This window comes from Microbacterium sp. zg-B185 (assembly GCF_030246885.1).
In the GTDB taxonomy this organism is placed as follows: Bacteria; Actinomycetota; Actinomycetes; order Actinomycetales; family Microbacteriaceae; genus Microbacterium.
The window spans coordinates 2030893-2048148 of sequence record NZ_CP126739.1 but is presented as its reverse complement, the minus strand read 5'-3'; the positions used below and the strand labels follow the sequence as shown (position 1 = coordinate 2048148).

At 70.8% G+C, this 17256-nt stretch carries 19 protein-coding genes; 8 read left to right on the top strand and 11 right to left on the bottom strand.

The window, feature by feature from the left end; all coding sequences use genetic code 11:
• Window positions 1-12: 12 nt before the first annotated feature.
• The 3 genes from dapE (at window position 13) to QNO12_RS09840 (ending at window position 2585) form a co-directional block, all read left to right on the top strand.
• On the top strand, window positions 13-1089 hold the full coding sequence (gene dapE, locus QNO12_RS09850; protein WP_257502421.1) for a succinyl-diaminopimelate desuccinylase: 1077 nt from the start codon (window positions 13-15) through the stop codon (window positions 1087-1089).
• Window positions 1071-2318 carry a mannosyltransferase family protein gene (locus tag QNO12_RS09845; RefSeq protein WP_257502422.1) on the top strand — a complete coding sequence of 416 codons (1248 nt, stop codon included), beginning with the start codon at window positions 1071-1073 and terminating at the stop codon, window positions 2316-2318. The genes dapE and QNO12_RS09845 overlap by 19 nt, the downstream gene beginning before the upstream one ends.
• A gap of 93 nt (window positions 2319-2411) precedes the next feature.
• The gene (locus QNO12_RS09840) at window positions 2412-2585 is read left to right on the top strand and encodes a DUF3117 domain-containing protein (RefSeq protein ID WP_257502423.1); all 174 of its coding nucleotides are present in this window, start codon (window positions 2412-2414) and stop codon (window positions 2583-2585) included.
• Window positions 2586-2663: 78 nt separating this feature from the next.
• Here the strand turns inward: QNO12_RS09840 and QNO12_RS09835 are convergent, their stop codons facing one another.
• Complete coding sequence (locus QNO12_RS09835) at window positions 2664-3299, bottom strand: O-methyltransferase (protein ID WP_257502424.1); 636 nt, start codon at window positions 3297-3299, stop codon at window positions 2664-2666.
• Window positions 3300-3371: 72 nt separating this feature from the next.
• Between QNO12_RS09835 and QNO12_RS09830 the strand changes: the two genes are divergently transcribed.
• Window positions 3372-3761, top strand: coding sequence for a twin-arginine translocase TatA/TatE family subunit (locus QNO12_RS09830; RefSeq protein ID WP_257502425.1), 390 nt, complete (start codon window positions 3372-3374; stop codon window positions 3759-3761).
• Between the two features lie 6 nt (window positions 3762-3767).
• Here QNO12_RS09830 and QNO12_RS09825 read toward each other — a convergent pair whose 3' ends face one another.
• Genes QNO12_RS09825 through QNO12_RS09815 form a run of 3 tightly spaced genes read right to left on the bottom strand, consistent with a single transcriptional unit; the run spans window position 3768 to window position 6759 of the window.
• Window positions 3768-4916 carry an Mrp/NBP35 family ATP-binding protein gene (locus QNO12_RS09825; RefSeq protein ID WP_257502426.1) on the bottom strand — a complete coding sequence of 383 codons (1149 nt, stop codon included), beginning with the start codon at window positions 4914-4916 and terminating at the stop codon, window positions 3768-3770.
• Window positions 4913-5443, bottom strand: coding sequence for a DUF1003 domain-containing protein (locus QNO12_RS09820; protein ID WP_257502427.1), 531 nt, complete (start codon window positions 5441-5443; stop codon window positions 4913-4915). Before QNO12_RS09820 ends, QNO12_RS09825 begins: the two co-directional genes overlap by 4 nt.
• Window positions 5443-6759, bottom strand: a complete 1317-nt coding sequence (locus QNO12_RS09815; RefSeq protein WP_257502428.1) for a magnesium transporter MgtE N-terminal domain-containing protein — start codon at window positions 6757-6759, stop codon at window positions 5443-5445. The genes QNO12_RS09820 and QNO12_RS09815 overlap by 1 nt, the downstream gene beginning before the upstream one ends.
• A gap of 63 nt (window positions 6760-6822) precedes the next feature.
• Between QNO12_RS09815 and QNO12_RS09810 the strand changes: the two genes are divergently transcribed.
• Together QNO12_RS09810 and QNO12_RS09805 are read left to right on the top strand one after the other, a co-directional pair.
• A complete protein-coding gene (locus tag QNO12_RS09810; RefSeq protein WP_257502429.1) occupies window positions 6823-7533 on the top strand; it encodes a YflT domain-containing protein in 711 nt (236 codons plus the stop codon).
• A complete protein-coding gene (locus QNO12_RS09805) occupies window positions 7530-8216 on the top strand; it encodes an alpha/beta hydrolase family protein (protein WP_257502430.1) in 687 nt (228 codons plus the stop codon). The genes QNO12_RS09810 and QNO12_RS09805 overlap by 4 nt, the downstream gene beginning before the upstream one ends.
• Window positions 8217-8231: 15 nt before the next feature.
• Here the strand turns inward: QNO12_RS09805 and QNO12_RS09800 are convergent, their stop codons facing one another.
• The 3 genes from QNO12_RS09800 to QNO12_RS09790 form a co-directional block, all read right to left on the bottom strand.
• Window positions 8232-10028 (bottom strand): gamma-glutamyltransferase family protein, encoded by a 1797-nt coding sequence (locus QNO12_RS09800; protein ID WP_257502431.1) that lies wholly within the window; start codon window positions 10026-10028, stop codon window positions 8232-8234.
• Window positions 10025-11470, bottom strand: coding sequence for an aminopeptidase P family protein (locus tag QNO12_RS09795; protein WP_257502432.1), 1446 nt, complete (start codon window positions 11468-11470; stop codon window positions 10025-10027). Before QNO12_RS09795 ends, QNO12_RS09800 begins: the two co-directional genes overlap by 4 nt.
• Before the next feature lie 92 nt (window positions 11471-11562).
• The gene (locus QNO12_RS09790; protein WP_257502433.1) at window positions 11563-12582 is read right to left on the bottom strand and encodes an endonuclease/exonuclease/phosphatase family protein; all 1020 of its coding nucleotides are present in this window, start codon (window positions 12580-12582) and stop codon (window positions 11563-11565) included.
• Window positions 12583-12679: 97 nt separating this feature from the next.
• On the opposite strand from QNO12_RS09790, the gene QNO12_RS09785 reads away from it, so the two are divergent.
• Window positions 12680-13543 (top strand): PHP domain-containing protein, encoded by an 864-nt coding sequence (locus tag QNO12_RS09785; RefSeq protein ID WP_257502434.1) that lies wholly within the window; start codon window positions 12680-12682, stop codon window positions 13541-13543.
• Between the two features lie 30 nt (window positions 13544-13573).
• On the opposite strand, the gene QNO12_RS09780 is transcribed toward QNO12_RS09785, so the two are convergent.
• Together QNO12_RS09780 and QNO12_RS09775 are read right to left on the bottom strand one after the other, a co-directional pair.
• Complete coding sequence (locus QNO12_RS09780; protein WP_257502435.1) at window positions 13574-13987, bottom strand: SHOCT domain-containing protein; 414 nt, start codon at window positions 13985-13987, stop codon at window positions 13574-13576.
• Window positions 13988-14188: 201 nt separating this feature from the next.
• Entirely contained in the window at window positions 14189-15673 is a 1485-nt protein-coding gene (locus tag QNO12_RS09775; protein ID WP_257502436.1) for a DEAD/DEAH box helicase, read from the bottom strand.
• A 239-nt stretch (window positions 15674-15912) separates the two neighbouring features.
• Between QNO12_RS09775 and QNO12_RS09770 the strand changes: the two genes are divergently transcribed.
• The gene (locus tag QNO12_RS09770) at window positions 15913-16626 is read left to right on the top strand and encodes a ferritin-like fold-containing protein (protein WP_257502437.1); all 714 of its coding nucleotides are present in this window, start codon (window positions 15913-15915) and stop codon (window positions 16624-16626) included.
• Between the two features lie 51 nt (window positions 16627-16677).
• Here QNO12_RS09770 and QNO12_RS09765 read toward each other — a convergent pair whose 3' ends face one another.
• Both QNO12_RS09765 and QNO12_RS09760 read right to left on the bottom strand, forming a co-directional pair.
• A complete protein-coding gene (locus QNO12_RS09765) occupies window positions 16678-16968 on the bottom strand; it encodes a hypothetical protein (RefSeq protein WP_257502438.1) in 291 nt (96 codons plus the stop codon).
• Window positions 16969-16981: 13 nt separating this feature from the next.
• Window positions 16982-17206 carry a DUF3107 domain-containing protein gene (locus QNO12_RS09760; protein WP_257502439.1) on the bottom strand — a complete coding sequence of 75 codons (225 nt, stop codon included), beginning with the start codon at window positions 17204-17206 and terminating at the stop codon, window positions 16982-16984.
• Between the last annotated feature and the right edge of the window lie 50 nt (window positions 17207-17256).

Sequence of the window (17256 nt, the reverse complement as noted above, 5' to 3'; positions counted from 1 at the left end):
TAGACTCGAGGGATGCCGCCGCTCGATCTGTCCGCGACCTCTGTCGATATCACCAGGATGATCTGCGACATCCCGAGCGTCTCCGGTGACGAGGCGGCTCTGGCCGACCTGATCGACGCGGCGATGCGCGAGCTTGGGCACCTCGAGGTGTACCGCGATGGCGACACCATCGTCGCCCGCACGCAGCTGGGCCGTGCGCAGCGCGTGGTGATCGCCGGCCACATCGATACCGTGCCGATCAACCGGAACCTGCCCACACGGGACGTGGCGATCGACGGCGCACCCTTCGTGTGGGGGCGCGGAACGGTCGACATGAAGGCCGGTGTCGCGGTGCAGCTGAAGCTCGCCGCCGAGCTGACCGATCCCCGGGTCGACATCACCTGGATGTGGTACGACCACGAGGAGGTCGACGCGGATTTGAACGGCCTGACCCGCCTCGCCCGGACCCGACCGGATCTGTTCGCGGGCGACTTCGCGATCCTGGGCGAGCCGTCCGACGGGGCTGTGGAGGGCGGGTGCAACGGCAACATGCGGGTGATCGTGCGTACGCACGGCGTCCGCGCGCACAGCGCGCGCGCGTGGGTCGGTGAGAACGCGATCCACAGGGCCGCACCCGTGCTCGCCCGGCTGGCCGAGTACACGCCGCGGGATGTCCCCGTGGACGGCCTCGTGTACCGCGAGGGGCTCAACGCCGTCCGGATCAGCGGCGGTGTCGCCGGCAACGTCATCCCGGACCTGTGCGAGATCGAGGTGAACTACCGGTTCGCACCGAGCCGATCCGCCGCAGAGGCCGAAAGCCACGTGCGCGACGTCTTCGCCGGCTTCGAACTGGACGTGGTGGACGTCGCCGTGGGCGCCCGCCCCGGACTGGACGCGCCCCTCGCCCAGGAGTTCGTGGCTGCGGTGGGCGCCGAGGCGCGTCCCAAGTACGGGTGGACCGATGTCGCGCGGTTCTCCGCACTGGGCGTTCCGGCGGTCAACTACGGCCCGGGCGACCCGCTGCTGGCTCATCACGACGAGGAGAGAGTCTCCCACGCGCAGATCGAGGACGTGGAACGCGGACTGCGGGCGTGGTTGAGCGCCTCCTGACGCGCGCGGGTGCGCGCGGCTGGCCCACCCTGTCGGCGCCGCTGCGGATCGGCATCCTGTACCTGGCCGCGCGCGCGGTCACGACGGGCTTCCTGATCCTGGCCGCGTCCCTGGCCGGGCCCGGTTCACGGTTCGGACCGAATGCCACGATCGGCAGCTTTCTGCTCGGCTGGGATGCGCAGTGGTACTGGCTCATCGCGGTGAGTGGTTACCCGACCGAGCTCCCGCTGACCGAGTCCGGGGTGGTGTCCGAGAACCAGTGGGCATTCATGCCGGTGTACCCGTACCTCGCGCGCATCGTCGGTCTGCCGTTCGAGGCGCTGACGTGGACCGGTGCGCCGGGGTGGGGCGTGGGCGCGGTTTTCGTCTCGCTCGTCGCGGGCTATCTGGCCTGCCTGGTGCTGTACCGGATGCTGCGCATGCGCATCGATGCGACGGCCGCGACCTGGGCGGCGCTGTTCTTCGCGGCCGGGCCGCTGGCGGCGCTGTTTCATGTGGGGTATGCCGAGTCGCTGTTCCTGCTGTGGCTGTTCCTGTCCCTGTGGCTCGTGCAGCAGCGGCGTTTCGGCTGGCTGTACCTGCTCATTCCGTTGATGGGATTCACCCGGCCTGGTGTGCTCGCGTTCGCGCTGTTCCTCGGCCTGTACGGGATCTGGCGGTGGCTCCGGCGCCGGCACGACGCGCTGCCGAGGCGGCAGGTGGTGCATATCGTGGCGCTCGGGCTGCTGGCAGTCGTCGTCGGCTTCTCGTGGCAGGTCTTCGCCGCCATCGCGACCGGGCGGGCGGACGCGTACCTCGCCACCGAATTGGCGTGGCGACGCACCGCCGTCTCCGCGGAGGGCTTCATCCCCTTCGGCGGGTTCCTCGAGGGCACCGCCATGTGGTTCGGGCGGATCTGGAACCTGGGGGAGGCGACCGGCTACGTGGTGCTCGCGGCATCCGTTCTCGCCATCGCCGCGCTGCTGCTGTTCGAACCGCACGTCCGGCGGCTCGGCGTCGAGACCCGGCTGTGGACGGCCAGCTATCTGGTGTACCTGCTCGCGGTGTTCTTCCCGCAGTCCAGCATCTTCCGCCTTCTGGTCCCGGTCTCCCCGCTGTGGGGCGCGATCGCGCTGCCGCGTTCGACCGCGTACCGGGTGGCGGTGCTGGGCGCGTGCCTGGTGGGGCAGTGGTGGTGGATCTACAACATGTACGCGCTGGCGAATACGGCGTACTGGACCATTCCCTGAGTGGATTTCGCGGTCGGCCGAGAGGGTGGATTATCTCCTGCCGGGCGCGTCGGGATAAACTTGACACGCAGACCACGACGAAAGGGAGCCACGATGGCAGCCATGAAGCCGAGAACCGGAGACGGGCCGATGGAGGCCGTGAAGGAGGGTCGCCTGATCATCGTGCGCGTGCCGCTCGAGGGCGGGGGACGCCTCGTTGTCTCGGTGAACGACGCTGAGGCCAAGGAGCTCTACGACGTGCTCGGTGGCGTCGTCAACGTCGCCTGATCACACGTCAGACGCCGACGGCCGGTCCTGCGGACCGGCCGTTTCGCGTGCCCGCCGCGACGACGCGTCCGGTACGCGTCAGCCGGCCGGTCGGGTGGTCAGCTGCAGCAGTCCTTCGCCGACGATCGAGAGCGCCCCGATCACAGCCGGCGAGGCCTGCGTCTCGTGGATCAGGGAGCGGTAGGCGGCCGTCACCGCGTCGCGGCGCACCGGATCGCTGACCGCGCCGTTGCGCAGCACCCGCGGGACCAGCACGGTGCCGCCCGCTCGCACCAGGCGCAGGCCGTGCTCGACGTATTCGATGACGCCCTCGGGGTCGGCGTCGACCAGGACGATGTCGTATGAGGCTTCGTTCATGCGGGGCAGCACCTCGGCCGCACGTCCGGTGATGAAGCGTGCGCGGGCGGGCGGGATCTTCGCTTCTGCGAAGGCCTGCCGCGCAGCGCCCAGGTGCTCGGGCTCGCTGTCGATCGTCGTCAGCGTCGCCCTAGGCGAGCCGTAGAGCAGCCACAGCCCGGACACGCCGGCGCCGGTGCCGATCTCGACGATGTTCAGCGCCTGCGACGCTGCCGCCAGGACGGCGCACTGGGCGCCCACGGCGGCGCTGACCGGCGCGGCGCCGAGTTCCAGAGCATGTGCGCGGGCGCGCGTGATGTGCTCGGGTTCGATCGTCGCCTCATCGGCGAAGCGGTAGTTCGCGTCCTGCTCGCCCATCGGTGCTCCTTCCCGGTCAGCCTACGCGGCCACGTCGCGCCGGGCGCTCAGGCGCGGCGGTAACCTGAATGCATGTTCTTCGGGCTGACCATCGAGAAGCTCCTGCTGATCGGTGTGGTCGCGGGGCTGCTCATCGGCCCCGAACGGCTGCCGCGATATGCGGAGAACCTGACGCGGTTCGCCAAGCGCGCCAAGGAGTACGTCACGACGGCGAAGACACGCGTGAAGGACGAGATGGGCGCCGACTTCGACGACGTCGACTGGCGCACGCTCGATCCCCGCCAGTACGACCCGCGCCGGATCATCCGCGAGGCGCTGCTGGATGATGCGCCCGTCCCGACGGTGCGCGCCGCAAGCGCGGCGGCGGCCGTGACGTCGTCGAACCCGTTCACGAAATCCGGGCGGGCGACCGCACCGTTCAGCCACGACGACCCGCCGCCGTTCGACAACGAAGCGACCTGACCCGGTTCAGCCCGCACGCAGCGGCAGCGCGCGTCCGGACAGGCCGCGGGGAGCCGCGGCCAGGGTCTGCGCGAGCGCCTCGATCGCGGCAGCGGCGGGATCGGCGGGGTGGGCGAGGACCACAGGGGTCCCGGCATCGCCGTCCGCGCGCAGCAGCGTGCTGAGCGGAATCGAGGCGAGCAGCCGGACCGGCTCGGTGCCCTCGGACAGCGCGGCGGCCACTGCCGCGCCACCCCCGGATCCGAACAGCTCGAACGTCGTGCCGTCGGGCAGCACCATCCCGGACATGTTCTCCACCACACCGGTCACGCGCTGCCCGGTCTGACGTGCCACGATGCCGCTGCGGACAGCCACATCGGATGCCGCCGCCTGCGGCGTGGTCACCACGACCACCTCGGCGTTGGGCAGCAGCTGACCGACGGTGATCGCGATGTCGCCCGTGCCGGGCGGCATGTCCAGAAGGAGGACATCGAGATCGCCGAAGTAGACGTCGGTGAGGAACTGCTGCACGGTCCGGTGGAGCATCGGACCGCGCCATGCGACCGCCTCGACCGGAGCGTCGCCGTGGGTGCGGCGCAGGAACATGCCGATCGAGATCACCTTCACCCCGTACGCGACCGGCGGGAGCATCAGATCGTCGATGCGGGTGGGCTGGGCCACGTCCCCGTGCGCATCGACCAGTCCGAGCAGCGCCGGGATCGAGAAGCCGTGGACGTCGGCATCCACCAGTCCGACCGCCAGGCCGCGTCGGGCCAGGGCGACGGCGAGGTTCGCCGTGACGGTCGACTTTCCCACTCCGCCCTTGCCGCTGGTCACGGCGACCACGCGCGTGAGCGAGCCAGGACCGAACGGCATCTCGCGGGCGGGACGCCCGCCCCTGAGCCGCTCGGTCAGATCACGCCGCTCCGAAGGCGACATCACGCCGACCTCGAGCGAGACGCTCGTGACACCCGGCACGGAGGCCGCGGCGGCGCGCACGTCCGCCGAGATCCGATCGGCGGCAGGGCAGCCGACGATGGTCAGCACGATGCCGACGGATGCGACACCATCGGCCACGGCGATGTCGCGGACCATGTCCAGTTCGGCGATCGGGCGCCGCAGTTCGGGATCGATCACCGCGCCGACCGCACGCCGCACGGCATCGTCGGGGCTCACCGCTCGGCGCCACCCCTGGGCGCCGTCGCTCCACGGTCCTGCAGCTGCTCCAGCAGCGCCTTCAGCTCGGCACGCAGCACGTCTCGGGTGACCACGTCCTCGGAGACATCGGTGACCACCATGCGCAACGCGACCACCTCGCGCGCGAGGTACTCCGTGTCGGCGAGGTTGCGTTCGGCACGCTGACGGTCCTGCTCGATCTGAACACGGTCACGGTCATCCTGCCGGTTCTGCGCGAGCAGGATGAGCGGGGCCGCGTACGACGCCTGCAGGGAGAGGATCAGCGTCAGCAGCGTGAAGTTCGTCGCCCTCGGGTCGAACTGCAGTTCGACAGGCGCCAGGGAGTTCCACAGCAGCCACACGGTCACGAAGACGGTTATCCCGATGAGGAACCCGGAGGTTCCCATTCCCCGGGCGAACGCCTCGGAGAACCGGCCGAACCGGTCGCTGGAGGGCTGCGGGTTGCGACTCAGCATGCCGGAACGGCCGCGGGGCGCGTCGAGCGAGGGCTGCCGGAAACGTGCCATCAGCGTCGTCTCCCGGCCCGGGTGCTCCCGGCGGACGCCGCGGCCGGGGTCGTTCCGGCCGGCGCCGACGGGTGCTGCTCGTCGTCACCGCCCGCGGAGCGCCAGTCGTCCGGCAGCAGATAGTCCAGAACGTCGTCGACGCTGACCGCCCCCACCAGGCGCCGGGCCTTGTCGACCACGGGCAGCGACACCAGGTCGTAGCTGGCCAGCATGCGAGCCACCTCCGCGGCGGACGCCGTGGCCGGCACCGGGTCCAGGGTGTCGTCGATGATCGCACCCAGGCGCTCATGCGGGGGATAGCGGAGCATGCGCTGGAAGTGCACGGTGCCCAGCAGCCGGCCCGTGGGCGTCTCGTACGGCGGGAGGGTCACGAAGACGGCGGCGGCCAGGGCCGGGTGCAGCTCGTGCCGGCGGATCAGCGCCAGGGCCTCGGCCACGGTGGCGTCCGCGGACAGCACGATCGGCTCGCTCGTCATGAGCCCGCCGGCGGTGTCCGGCCCGTACTGCAGCAGTGCGCGCACGTCCTCGGCCTCTTCGGGCTCCATCAGGTCCAGAAGCTGCTCGGAACGGGCGTCCGGAAGCTGCCCGAGCAGGTCGGCCGCGTCATCGGGTTCCATCGCGTCGAGGATGTCCGCCGCGCGCTCGTCGCCCAGCCGCTCGAGAATATGCACCTGCTCGTCTTCGGGCATCTCCTCCAGGGCGTCGGCGAGCCGCTCGTCGGAGAGCTCCTCGGCGACCTCCAGCATGCGCTCGTCCGGAAGGTCCAGCAGCGTGTTGGCCAGGTCCGCGGGTTTCAGATCGGCGAACGAGGCGACCAGCTGCTCGGCCGACTGCGCTTCGCCCGGGTGGCCCTCGCGCACCTCGTTCCAGGTCGCGAACGTCGTCGGCCCCTTGGCGAAGGGGGAGGCGCTGGTGCGCGGGCGCCGCAGGAACAACTGACCCACGTCCCACTCGCCGAGCCGGTTGCGTTCGATCGCGACGTCCTCGATGACCGCCGTCCCGCTGCCGTCGGTGAGCGTCACGCGCCGGCCGAGCAGCTCGGCCATGACGCGCACCTCGCCGCCGCGCTGCTGGAAGCGTCGCACGTTGATCAGGCCGGTCGTGATGACCTGGCCGGTCGCGATGGAGGTCACCCGCCCGATCGAGACGAAGACGTGGCGGCGGCCGGGGATCTCCACGACCAGGCCCACCACCCGCGGCGGGTCGTCCTTGCGGTAGATGACGACCACGTCGCGCACCTTGCCGAGCCGGTCGCCGGCGGGGTCGAAGACGGAGCACCCCGACAGGCGTGCCACGAAGACCCTCTGCATGCTCACGCGCTCCAGCGTAGCCCGGTGTGCTGGAGAGGGCGGCAGGTGAAGCCGTGGGATGATGGGAGGGTGAGCATCAACGGGAGGTTCCCGCAGAGCCCTGACGACATCGGGCAGAGCATCGCGAGCTTCCCGACGTACGAGGCCGCCCAGAAGGCGGTCTCGACGCTGATCGCAGCGGAGGTGCCCGCGCGCGACATCGCGATCGTCGGACAGGACCTCCGTTCCGTCGAGCGGGTGACGGGTCGCCTGGGCTACGCCACCGCAGCGCGCTCCGGCGCCATGAACGGCGTGCTGCTGGGTCTGCTCTTCTCCGCCATCCTCGTGATCGGCACGCCCTCGGTGCCGATCCAGGCGTTCGTGGGAGTGCTCTTCGTCGGCATCGCGATCGGGATGCTGATGAGCCTCATCACGTACTCCTTCGTGCGGCGCCGCCGCGACTTCGCCTCCGTCATGCAGGTCATCGCGGAACACTACGAGGTCACCGTCGCCGCCGGCAGCGTGCAGCGGGCGCGCCAGGTGCTGGGCGGACAGGCGCCTCCCCGAGAACGGCCGCCGGTCGCCCCCGCTGCCGCGACACCACCCCCGATCCCGCCTCCCGCGCCGCCGCAGGGGGACGCCGCGGCCGAGCCGCCGCGGTACGGCGAGCGGGTCGCACCGGCCGCCGACGATCCGGCGGAACCGCGCGCTTCGGGCCGGCCCGGGCCGGACGAGCCGACACGGCCCGAAGACGGAGCCGCTGCCGACGAGGGCGGAGCGGATCCGCAGCCTTCGCGATGACGGCGGATGAGGCCGAGACGAGCTTCGCCGTTGCGCTTGCGTCCGGCCCGGTGCAGGTCGACGCGGCGTACGGCCGCCCCGACCGCGCGTGGGGGACCATCGTGATCGCCCACGGCGCGGGCGCCGGCTACGCGCATCCCTTCTTGGTCGGTTTCGCCCGCGCGATGCGGGCGGAAGGCCTTGCGACGCTCCGCTTCAACTTCCCCTACGTCCAGCTGGGGCGAAGGATGCCGGGGCCTGCCGCGCATTCGGTCCTCGCCTGGACGGCCGCGATGTCGGTGGCCACGGAGCGGGCGGACGGCGGCCCGGTCTGGGCATCGGGCAAGTCGTATGGGGGACGGATGGCCTCGATGGCTGCGGCAGAGGGCGTCATCCAGCCGGCGGGGCTGATCTATCTCGGCTATCCGCTGCATCCCCCGGGCGATCCGGCCAAGGCGCGCGTCGCGCACCTGCCGGCGGTGCCGCAGCCGCAGCTGTTCGTCGAGGGGACCAACGACCCGTTCGTCGACCCGCACGCGCAGCTGGAGGACGCGGTGGCCTCGTGCCGGAGCGCATCGATCGCGTGGATCGACGGCGGCGGCCACTCCTTCGAGGTCAAGGGACGCAAGCGCCCCGCCGATGAAATCGGCGCGGACCTGGCCGCACTGACAGCGAGCTGGATGCGCGGTTCGGTCGCGGGCTGAGCGAGCCGGGGCGGCTCAGCGCCCGGCGGCGTAGCCCTGCATGCCCCGGGGGTTCGCCGCCGCCCACACCACGCCGGTCGCGGCATCCCGCCCCACTGCGGACACCCGCCCGAGAGACCAGTCTCCGGCGCGCGTGACCGTGTGTCCGCGGCGTTCCAGGCCCGCGATGACCGGCTCGCCGATGCGGTCCTCCACCACGGCGCCCGCGGGATCCCACCCGCGAGGCCAGAAGGAGTCCACCAGTGCGGTGGTGTGCAGCGACGGCGCGTCGATCGCCTCCTGCGCGGAGTATCCGCCCGCGAGCATGCGCAGCAGCACCGGCACCTGCCATTGCTCCTGCTGGTCGCCGCCGGGCGTTCCGAGCGCCATGATCGGCTGACCCGCCCGCAGCACCAGCGTCGGGGTCAGCGTGGTCCGTGGCCGCGCGCCCGGCCGCAGGGCCGCCGGCGAAGACTCGTCCAGCCAGGTCATCTGCAGACGGGTGCCGAGGCAGAAGCCCAGCTCGGGGATGGTCGGGGATGACTGCAGCCACCCGCCGGAGGGTGTGACGGCGATCATGTTGCCCCAGCGGTCCACGACGTCGATGTGGCACGTGTCCCCACGGGTCTGGCCGGAGCGGTCGATCGTCGGCTCGCCCCCGCCGCTGGCTCCCTCCGCGGCGGCCGTCCGCAGCGGCGGACGGAAGGGCTCCCGACCCGGTATGCGCCCTGGGCGCCATTCGTGGGACGCGCTCTGCCCGATCTGCGCGCGGCGGACGCTCGCGTACTCCTCGGAAAGCAGCACGTCCAGCGGCACATCGCCGTCGCCGTAGTACGCGTCCCGGTCCGCCAGGGCGAGCTTGAGCGCCTCCAGCACGGCGTGCGCGCCCGCCTCTGTGGACGGGTCGGCCTCGGCATGCCCCTCGAGGATCCGCAGCGTCTGCAGCAGCGCCGGTCCCTGCGTCCACGCGCCCGCTTTGGCGATCGTGTGACCGCGGAACGGGATGCTGACCGGTGCTTCGTACCCCGCGTCGAACCGGGCGAAGTCGCTCGCCGTGATCACCCCGCGATGATCACGCCCGTCCGAGTGGCGGTGCGGGACCGCGAGGAACGCCGACGCCGCCTGGGCGACGCGCCCGCTCTTCCATTCCCCGCGGGCCGCGTCGATCCGCGCCGCGCGGCCGACCGGGCCCTCATCCCGGATCCCGCGACCGGCCGCCACGAGCGACTCCAGGACGTCGGCGTACGCGGGGTTGCGCACCATGGTCCCCGCCGGGGGAACGCGTCCCTCGGGCAGCCACAGCGCTGCCGATGACGGCCAATGCTCGCGGAACAGCGGTGCGACCCGGCCGATGGTCGCGCTGGCCTGCGCCAGCAGCGGATGACCGTCGCGGGCGTAGCCGATCGCGGCGGAGAGGACATCACCGAGCTCGCACGTCCCGTGGTCCCGCAGCAGCGTGAGCCAGGCGTCCACCGCTGCGGGCACCGCGGCCGCGAGGCCCCCTGCCCCCGGAACCAGGTCCAGTCCCTGCTCGCGGTAGTGCTCGATGCTCGCACCGGCCGGAGCCGGCCCCTGACCCATCAGCACGACGGGCGCGGCCGGGTCGGCGGCGGTCGCGAAGATGCCGACCAGGTCGCCACCCGGCCCGTTCAGGTGCGGCTCGACGACATGCAGGACGAAACCCCCGGCGACGACGGCATCGAACGCGTTGCCTCCGCGCTCGAGGACCGCCTGCGCGCTGGCGGTGGCCAGCCAATGGGTGGATGCCGTCATCCCGAACGTGCCCGTCAGCGTCGGGCGCGTGGTGAAGGCCGGCGGCGGGGTGAAGGTCACGGATTCAGGCGATCCACCCAGGCCTCGACCTCGTCGGCGGTGCGGGGGATCGCCGCGGAGAGGCTGACCGGTCCGTCCGGGGTCATGAAGATGTCGTCCTCGATGCGCACGCCGATGCCCCGGTACTCCTCGGGTACGGTCAGGTCGTCGATCTGGAAGTACAGTCCCGGCTCGATCGTGAAGACCATCCCCGGCTCGAGCGTGCCGCCCGCGTAGAGTTCCCGGCGCGCCTGTGCGCAGTCGTGCACGTCGATGCCGAGATGATGGCTGGTGCCGTGCACCATGTACCGCCGATGGTGGTGCCCGGTCTCGGGATCCAGCGACTGCGCGGCCGTCACCGGAAGCACCCCCCACTCCTCGAGGCGGTGGGCGATGACGTTCCAGGCCGCGGCGTTCAGGTCGCTGAACTTCGCGCCGGGTCGCGCCGCGGCGAAGGCCGCGTCCGCGGCGTCGAGGACCGCCTCGTACACTCGACGCTGGACCTGGCTGAACCGCCCGCTGACCGGGATCGTGCGCGTGATGTCGGCCGTGTACAGGCTGTCAACCTCGACGCCGGCGTCGACCAGGATCAGGTCGCCGGGTGCCACCTGACCGTCGTTGCGGGTCCAGTGCAGGTAGCACGCGTGCGGGCCGGCGGCGGCGATGGTGTCGTACCCCTCCCAGTTGCCGTCGCTGCGCGCACGCTGATGGAAAACGCCCTCCACGACGCGTTCGCCGCGGGGATGGTCGATGATCCGAGGCAGGTTCGCGACGATGTCGTCGAAGCCGTCCGCGGTGACGTCCACCGCCAGCTGCAGCTGGGCGAGCTCGTAGTCGTCCTTGTGCAGTCGCAGCTCGGAGACGAAGCGAGTGAGGTCGGCATCCTCGTCCAGGACGAGGTCCGTCTCCGTCGGCTGGAACGAGTCGATGTGCGCGGTCGCCACGCCCAGGTCCGAGGCGACTCCCGCCAGCGCGGGCCGCGGCCCGATCCAGAACTCGCCGATCGACGGGTTGGCGTAGAACTCCGGCGTCGCGCGGTCGGCCCGCTCGCGGAAGTACAGCGTGACGTCGTGGCCACGCTCGCCGGTCGGCTCGAAGACGAGCACCGAGTCCGGCACCGAGTCCGCGGCCCAGCCGGTCAGGTGCGAGAAGGCCGAGTGGGCGCGGAACGGGTAGTCCGTGTCGTTGCTGCGGACCTGGTACGGACCGGCCGGGATGACCAGCCGTCGGCCCGGGAAGGCCGCAGAGACCGCATCCCGCCGACGGGCGGCGTACGGCGCCTGCTCACGCGCGGGCGGCAGCAGCTCGGGGCGGTCGGCCCACCCGGTCGAGATCGTGTCGAGGAATCCCTGGCCGAATCCCTGCCGCCGGTTCACCGAGCTGTTCGCCGGGATCTCGGTCGGTGCGGCTTCGGGGGCCAGCTCGGTGCTGCCGATCGTGTCGCTGTCGCCTGAGGTGCTCATGGGACAAGTCTCGCACTGCGCACCGCAAAGCCATATGTGTGCAGAGGGGACCGGAGGGTCGGCGGTGCACGCACCGCTCCGAAGCGGGGTTTTCAGTCGACGGGCTCGAACTGCACGATCAAGGGTCGGTGATCGCTTCCGGAGCCGTCCATCGAGGTGAGCACGAGGGACCCGGTCGGCTTCCAATGGCTGGAGGCCATCACGTGGTCGATCGGGGCGCCGAGCATGGCGTTCATCTCGGCCGACCAGGTGCCGATCCCGCCGGTTCCGGTCTCGACGGCGCCGTCGTGGCAGCGTCCCAGCGTCCCGCCGTCGACCCCCAGGTTCGCCATGTGATCGATGGTGGCGTTGAAATCGCCCGCCATGATGACGTTCGCATCCGCGCACTGGTCCGCCAGCCACGTCAGGTCGTCGCGCCAGTGCTGCATGTAGCTCTGACGCGGGGCGACGGCGTGGGCGGCCACCACGATGGGTCCGTCGCCGGTGATCGGCATCGCCACGGCGCTGGGCACCGTCGAGGTGTTGCTCGTGCCGTCCTGCGAGGACTCGATCACCGAATAATCGCCCAGGTCCGGCGAGATCAGCAGCGTGGTGGATCGTGCATCCCATCCGTCCGTGCCGTACTCGGCGTGGTGCGCCCACATGCGATGGCCGAGATCGCGCATCGCCACCGCGACCTTCTCGCCGGTCTCGATGGTGGTCTCGGGCAGCGTGACGATGTCCGCGTCCATCGCCACGGCGATCTGCGCGACGGTCTCGGGCGCGGTCGCGGCCCCGGCGGTGTTCCACGTCATCACCCGGATGCTGCTTTCCGTCTTGGCGGGGAGCGTCTCGGTCCCGATGCCACGAGTCGCCACGACGGCCGCGTTCGCGAGCATCGCCACGGCGGCGATCACGGCGATCGCGGACGCGAACGCGCGCAGGGGACGCGCGATCGCGAAGAGAAGCGCAACCACCATCAGGACGGCGAAGGCCACCGCGAGCGGACCGCGGAACGAGATGATCTGCGCGATCGGAAAGACCTGCTCCAGCCGGAAGAACGCCGGCCACGTGAGTACGGCGGCCGCGATCGCGCAGATCACGGTCCCGAAAACCCCCAGCAGGCGAAGCACGCCGCGACTCTATGTCAGCAGTCTGGGAGATCGGTCCGGGGCTTCGGCGACAGCGTGCGTGGACCGGGCGCCGAAGGCTGCGCGATACGCTCGACGGATGCCGGACACACGTCGTTTCAGGGGGCCGAGCGACCTGCACCTGCATTCGGTGCACTCCGACGGCACCGAATCCGCCGCGCAGGTGATGGCAGCCGCGCACCGGCACGGCCTGCGCACGGCCGCGCTCACGGATCACGACACCACCTCGGGCTGGGCCGAGGCGGCCGAGGCCACGGCATCCCTGGGAATGACGTTCATCCCGGGGATGGAGCTGTCCGCGAGATATCAGTGGCGCAGTGTGCACGTGCTGGCATACCTGGTCGATCCCGACGACCCGAGCCTGCGGGAGATGACCGACCGGATCCGGCGATCGCGGCTGGAGCGGGCGCGGACGATGGCCGACCGGATCGGACGCGACTTCGATCTGCACTGGGGCGACATCCTCGCGCAGACCTCGGACGGTGCCACCGTCGGGCGACCGCACATCGCCGACGCCCTGGTCGCGAAGGGTCACGTGCGCGACCGCACCGAGGCGTTCTCCCGGATCCTGAGCCCTTCCGGCGACTACTACGTCGCGCTGTACGCGCCGGATCCGGTGCTGGCCGTGGAACTGGTCGTCGGCGCGGGCGGGGTGCCGATCATCGCGCACCCCGCCGGCCGGGCGGGGCTGCTGCCCATGCCCCTGCTGGAGCGGATGCTGGATGCCGGGCTGGCGGGATTCGAGCTGGGGCACCGCGAGAACCTCGAGGCCGGCATCCGCACCCTGCGTCGCATCTGCCAGAAGCTCGACCTGATCGTGACCGGCTCGAGCGACTACCACGGACTCGGCAAGCCGAACCAGCCCGGCGAGAACACGACCAGCGACGACATGGTGGCACGCATCATCGAGCGGGGCACGGGAACCGACCCGGTCTACCCCTGAGCAGGCGCGAACCCGTGGCGCGGGAGGGGGTCAGCTCAGCGCACGGGATTTGATGTGGTCGAATTCGTCCTGGGTGATCACGCCGGAATCCAGCAGCGTCTTGGCCTTGGCGATCTCCTCCGACGGGCTGGCACCCGCCACCGACCGGATGTACTCGTCCTGCGCGGAGCGCAGCTCCTTCGCCTCGGCGGCGCTGCGCTGGGCCATGCCTCTGCCGCGGACGATCAGGTAGATCAGCACGGAGAGGATGGGGAAGACGATCAGGAAGATGAACCACAGGGCCTTGGCCCACCCACTGAGCTTGTGGTCGCGGAACAGGTCCGCGATCACGGCGAACAGCGCGAAGAGGTAGGACACGAAGACAAAGGCCATCAGGAACCACCAGATGAGGTCCCAGAACGACCCCCAGAATCCCTGATACTCCACCGCGTCGAGGTATCTCATGGCTGCCCTTTCGTGAGCGACGGTTCCGGCGAGACTCGCCGTGCCGCTCACACTAGCGCGCACCGCTCAGCGCGTCACGGTCCCGGCGGGTGGACCGGGCGCGGCCACGATCGAAGCGGCAGATGCGCCGGCGATAGTGTGGATTCGCCTGAATCCTCCTGCTGCCGGCGCATCTGAACGATCAGCTGCGGCTGCCGCGGGTCACGCGCCGGCGACGGGTGCGCCGCCCCGGGATCCGCGACGACGGCGCCGACGGCGCGGCGCCGCGTTGCCGTCGTGGTGCTCCTTGCCGCCGCCGTCATGGGTCCCGGCGCCTTCCGCGGCATCCTGCGAGCCGTGGTCGGCGGGAACCTCGGGAGCGGCCGTCCGCTGCGCCGCGGCCTCGGTGCCGTTTCCGCCGGGCTCGTCGGCGCGGCGACGGCGGCGGCGCGGGGAGCCGTCGCGCTCCGCGGACCGGGCCGGCGCGGCATCCTGCGTCTTGATCGTCTGCGTCCTCGGGGCCGTGGTCAGGCGTCCCTTCGTGCCGGCCGGGATGTTGAGGTCGGCGTACAGGTGCGGGCTGGAGGAGTACGTCTCGATGGGTTCGGGCTGACCGAACTCGAGCGCCCGGTTGATCAGCGCCCACTTGTGCAGGTCGTCCCAGTCCACGAACGTGACCGCGATGCCGGTCTTCCCGGCGCGGCCGGTGCGACCGGCGCGGTGCAGGTAGGTCTTCTCGTCATCCGGAATGGTGTGGTTGATGACGTGGGTGACGTCATCGACGTCGATGCCGCGCGCGGCGACGTCGGTGGCGATCAGCACGTCCTTCTTGCCGGCCTTGAACGCGGCCATGGACCGCTCGCGCGCTTCCTGGCTCATGTCGCCGTGAACCGACGCCGTGTTGAAGCCGCGATCGCCGAGCTCGTCGGAGAGCCGCTGAGCGGCGCGCTTGGTGCGCGTGAACACGACGGTCTTGCCACGGCCTTCGGCCTGGAGGATGCGGGCGATGACCTCGTCCTTGTCCATCGAGTGTGCGCGGTAGACGAGGTGGTTGATGTTGGCCTGGGTGAGCCCCTCATCGGGGTCGGTGGCGCGGATGTGGATCGGGTTCGTCATGAACCGGCGGGCCAGAGCGACGATCGGTCCGGGCATCGTCGCCGAGAACAGCTGCGTGTGCCGGATGGCGGGCACCTTCTGGAAGATCTTCTCGATGTCGGGCAGGAAGCCCAGGTCGAGCATCTTGTCGGCCTCGTCCAGGACGACCTCGGTGGCATGCGACAGATCCAGCAGGCGCTGATTGTTCAGGTCGATCAGGCGTCCGGGGGTACCGACCACGATCTGCGCGCCGGCACGCAGCTGCTCGATCTGCCCCTCGTAGGCCTTGCCGCCGTAGATGGCCACGACGCTGGTCGAGCGGCCGGTGGTGAGCATGTCGATGTCTTCGTAGACCTGCACGCACAGTTCGCGCGTGGGGACCACGATCAGCGCCTTGACGCCGTGCTCGGGGTTCAGCCCCAGTCGCTGGACCACGGGGATGCCGAAGCCGAAGGTCTTGCCGGTGCCGGTCTTGGCCTGGCCGATGATGTCCTGGCCGGGCAGGCCGAGGGGGATGGTCTGCTCCTGAATGGGGAAGGCATCGACGATGCCGCGGGCGGCGAGCGTGTCTACGATGTCCTGGTCGACGCCGAGTTCGGCGAAGGTCGTCACGATGTGTGCCTGTCCGGCAGTGAGATGCTGCCTCGTGGGTGCCCTGGCGCTGTGCGATATCGCCGCGCGGGCGGGGTGGGATCCACGCCCTTTCTCTGCCACAGGCGCGGGGAGCCCCGATCCGAAACCGGGGACCCCTCCAGGATAACGGTTCGGGCTGGGAGTGGAGACATCCTCCTCCAGGATGTGGCGGCACCGCCGCCCTCCGCGTCACGACACGCCCCGCCTATGCTGAGGTCGTGGTGAAGTGGTTCTGGCAGCAGCGCCCGCAGGGACGAAAGCTCCAGCTGCGTTCGCGCGGTGACGCGAGCGATGCTCAACGCGTCGACTTCGAGGCGCTCGCGCCCGACATCGACACGTTCCTCGGCCAGGCCGCGTATCTGCAGCTGGGCTTCTTCGAAACCCTGTCGGAGCTGATCGCCTCCACCCCCGAGCTGGCGCAGAAGGAGTCGCTCTCCCGCGCCGCCGGTGCCGCGCTGCGCAAGCACGAGGAGCTGGTCGCGCTGATCCGCGAGCGCGGGGACGACCCCACCAGCCTGATGCTGCCGTTCCGCGAGCCGCTGGACGCCTTCCGCCGCGCGACGCACGGCGTGAGGTCGCAGGAGACCATGCTCTCGGTGCACATCACCGCGGGGATGCTGGACGACTTCTACCTCGCGCTCGCCTCCAGCTACGGCGATACCGGACGTCGCGTGGAGCGGATCCTCCGGGCCGATGACGACCGGGAGGCGATCGTGGACATCATCGGCGCGACGATCGCGAGCGACCCCGAGTGGAGGTCGCTGCTGGCGATGTGGGGGCGTCGACTGGTCGGCGACACCTTGCTCATCGCGCGCGCGGCCCTGCGGCCGAGCACGCTGCAGGTCGCAGACGAGCGCAAGGTCGAGCCGGTGTTCACCGAGCTGATGGGCGCGCACTCCAAGCGCATGGACGCCATGGGGCTGGCGGCCTAGACCGGCCACCTCCCGCTCCCCTCCGATGGTGCGCGGCAGACCGGGCCGCACTCAGCCGATCTTGAGACGGGCCCGCTCCTGGGCATCGTGCGCGGTGCGGGTACGCGCCAGGATCACGAGCGCCGGGTAGACCACGGCGATCGGAGCGAGGAACGCCGACAGCCACAGCCACGGGCTGTCCAGCCCCTGACCGGCCCACGTGAGGATCATCCAGAGCAACCCGGACATCAACGCGCCGAGTACCGGGGCCAGGACCACGCCGCGCGTGCCGCGCGCGGGCGCGAGGAAGTGCAGGGCGGCGCCGATCACGGCGCCGATGAGCAGGGCGAGGAGGATCTGCACGGACGGGCTGATGTCAGGCGACGAAGCCCACGCGACGGGACTCTTCGGTACCGAACTCGATGTACGCCAGGCTCGCCGTCGGGACGATGTAGCTGGTGCCCTTCGCATCCGTGAAGCTCACGTGGGTCGCGCCCGCGTCCAGTGCGCTGGTGACGGACTGCTTCACGTCCGCCACGGGCTCGTTGGTCTCGAAGTTGAGCTCACGGCCGGTGTTCGTGATGCCGATGCGGATCTCCACGGAAATACCTCCTGCGGCGGGATCGAGTCCCGGGGCCTCTGCGCCGGTAC

Excerpts from the sequence above, each read along its gene's own strand:
- dapE (WP_257502421.1), top strand. The coding sequence starts at position 13 with ATGCCGCCGCTCGATCTGTCCGCGACCTCTGTCGATATCACCAGGATG.
- QNO12_RS09840 (WP_257502423.1), top strand. The coding sequence starts at position 2,412 with ATGGCAGCCATGAAGCCGAGAACCGGAGACGGGCCGATGGAGGCCGTG.
- QNO12_RS09835 (WP_257502424.1), bottom strand. The coding sequence starts at position 3,299 with ATGGGCGAGCAGGACGCGAACTACCGCTTCGCCGATGAGGCGACGATC.
- QNO12_RS09830 (WP_257502425.1), top strand. The coding sequence starts at position 3,372 with ATGTTCTTCGGGCTGACCATCGAGAAGCTCCTGCTGATCGGTGTGGTC.
- QNO12_RS09820 (WP_257502427.1), bottom strand. The coding sequence starts at position 5,443 with ATGGCACGTTTCCGGCAGCCCTCGCTCGACGCGCCCCGCGGCCGTTCC.
- QNO12_RS09805 (WP_257502430.1), top strand. The coding sequence starts at position 7,530 with ATGACGGCGGATGAGGCCGAGACGAGCTTCGCCGTTGCGCTTGCGTCC.
- QNO12_RS09795 (WP_257502432.1), bottom strand. The coding sequence starts at position 11,470 with ATGAGCACCTCAGGCGACAGCGACACGATCGGCAGCACCGAGCTGGCC.
- QNO12_RS09785 (WP_257502434.1), top strand. The coding sequence starts at position 12,680 with ATGCCGGACACACGTCGTTTCAGGGGGCCGAGCGACCTGCACCTGCAT.
- QNO12_RS09780 (WP_257502435.1), bottom strand. The coding sequence starts at position 13,987 with ATGAGATACCTCGACGCGGTGGAGTATCAGGGATTCTGGGGGTCGTTC.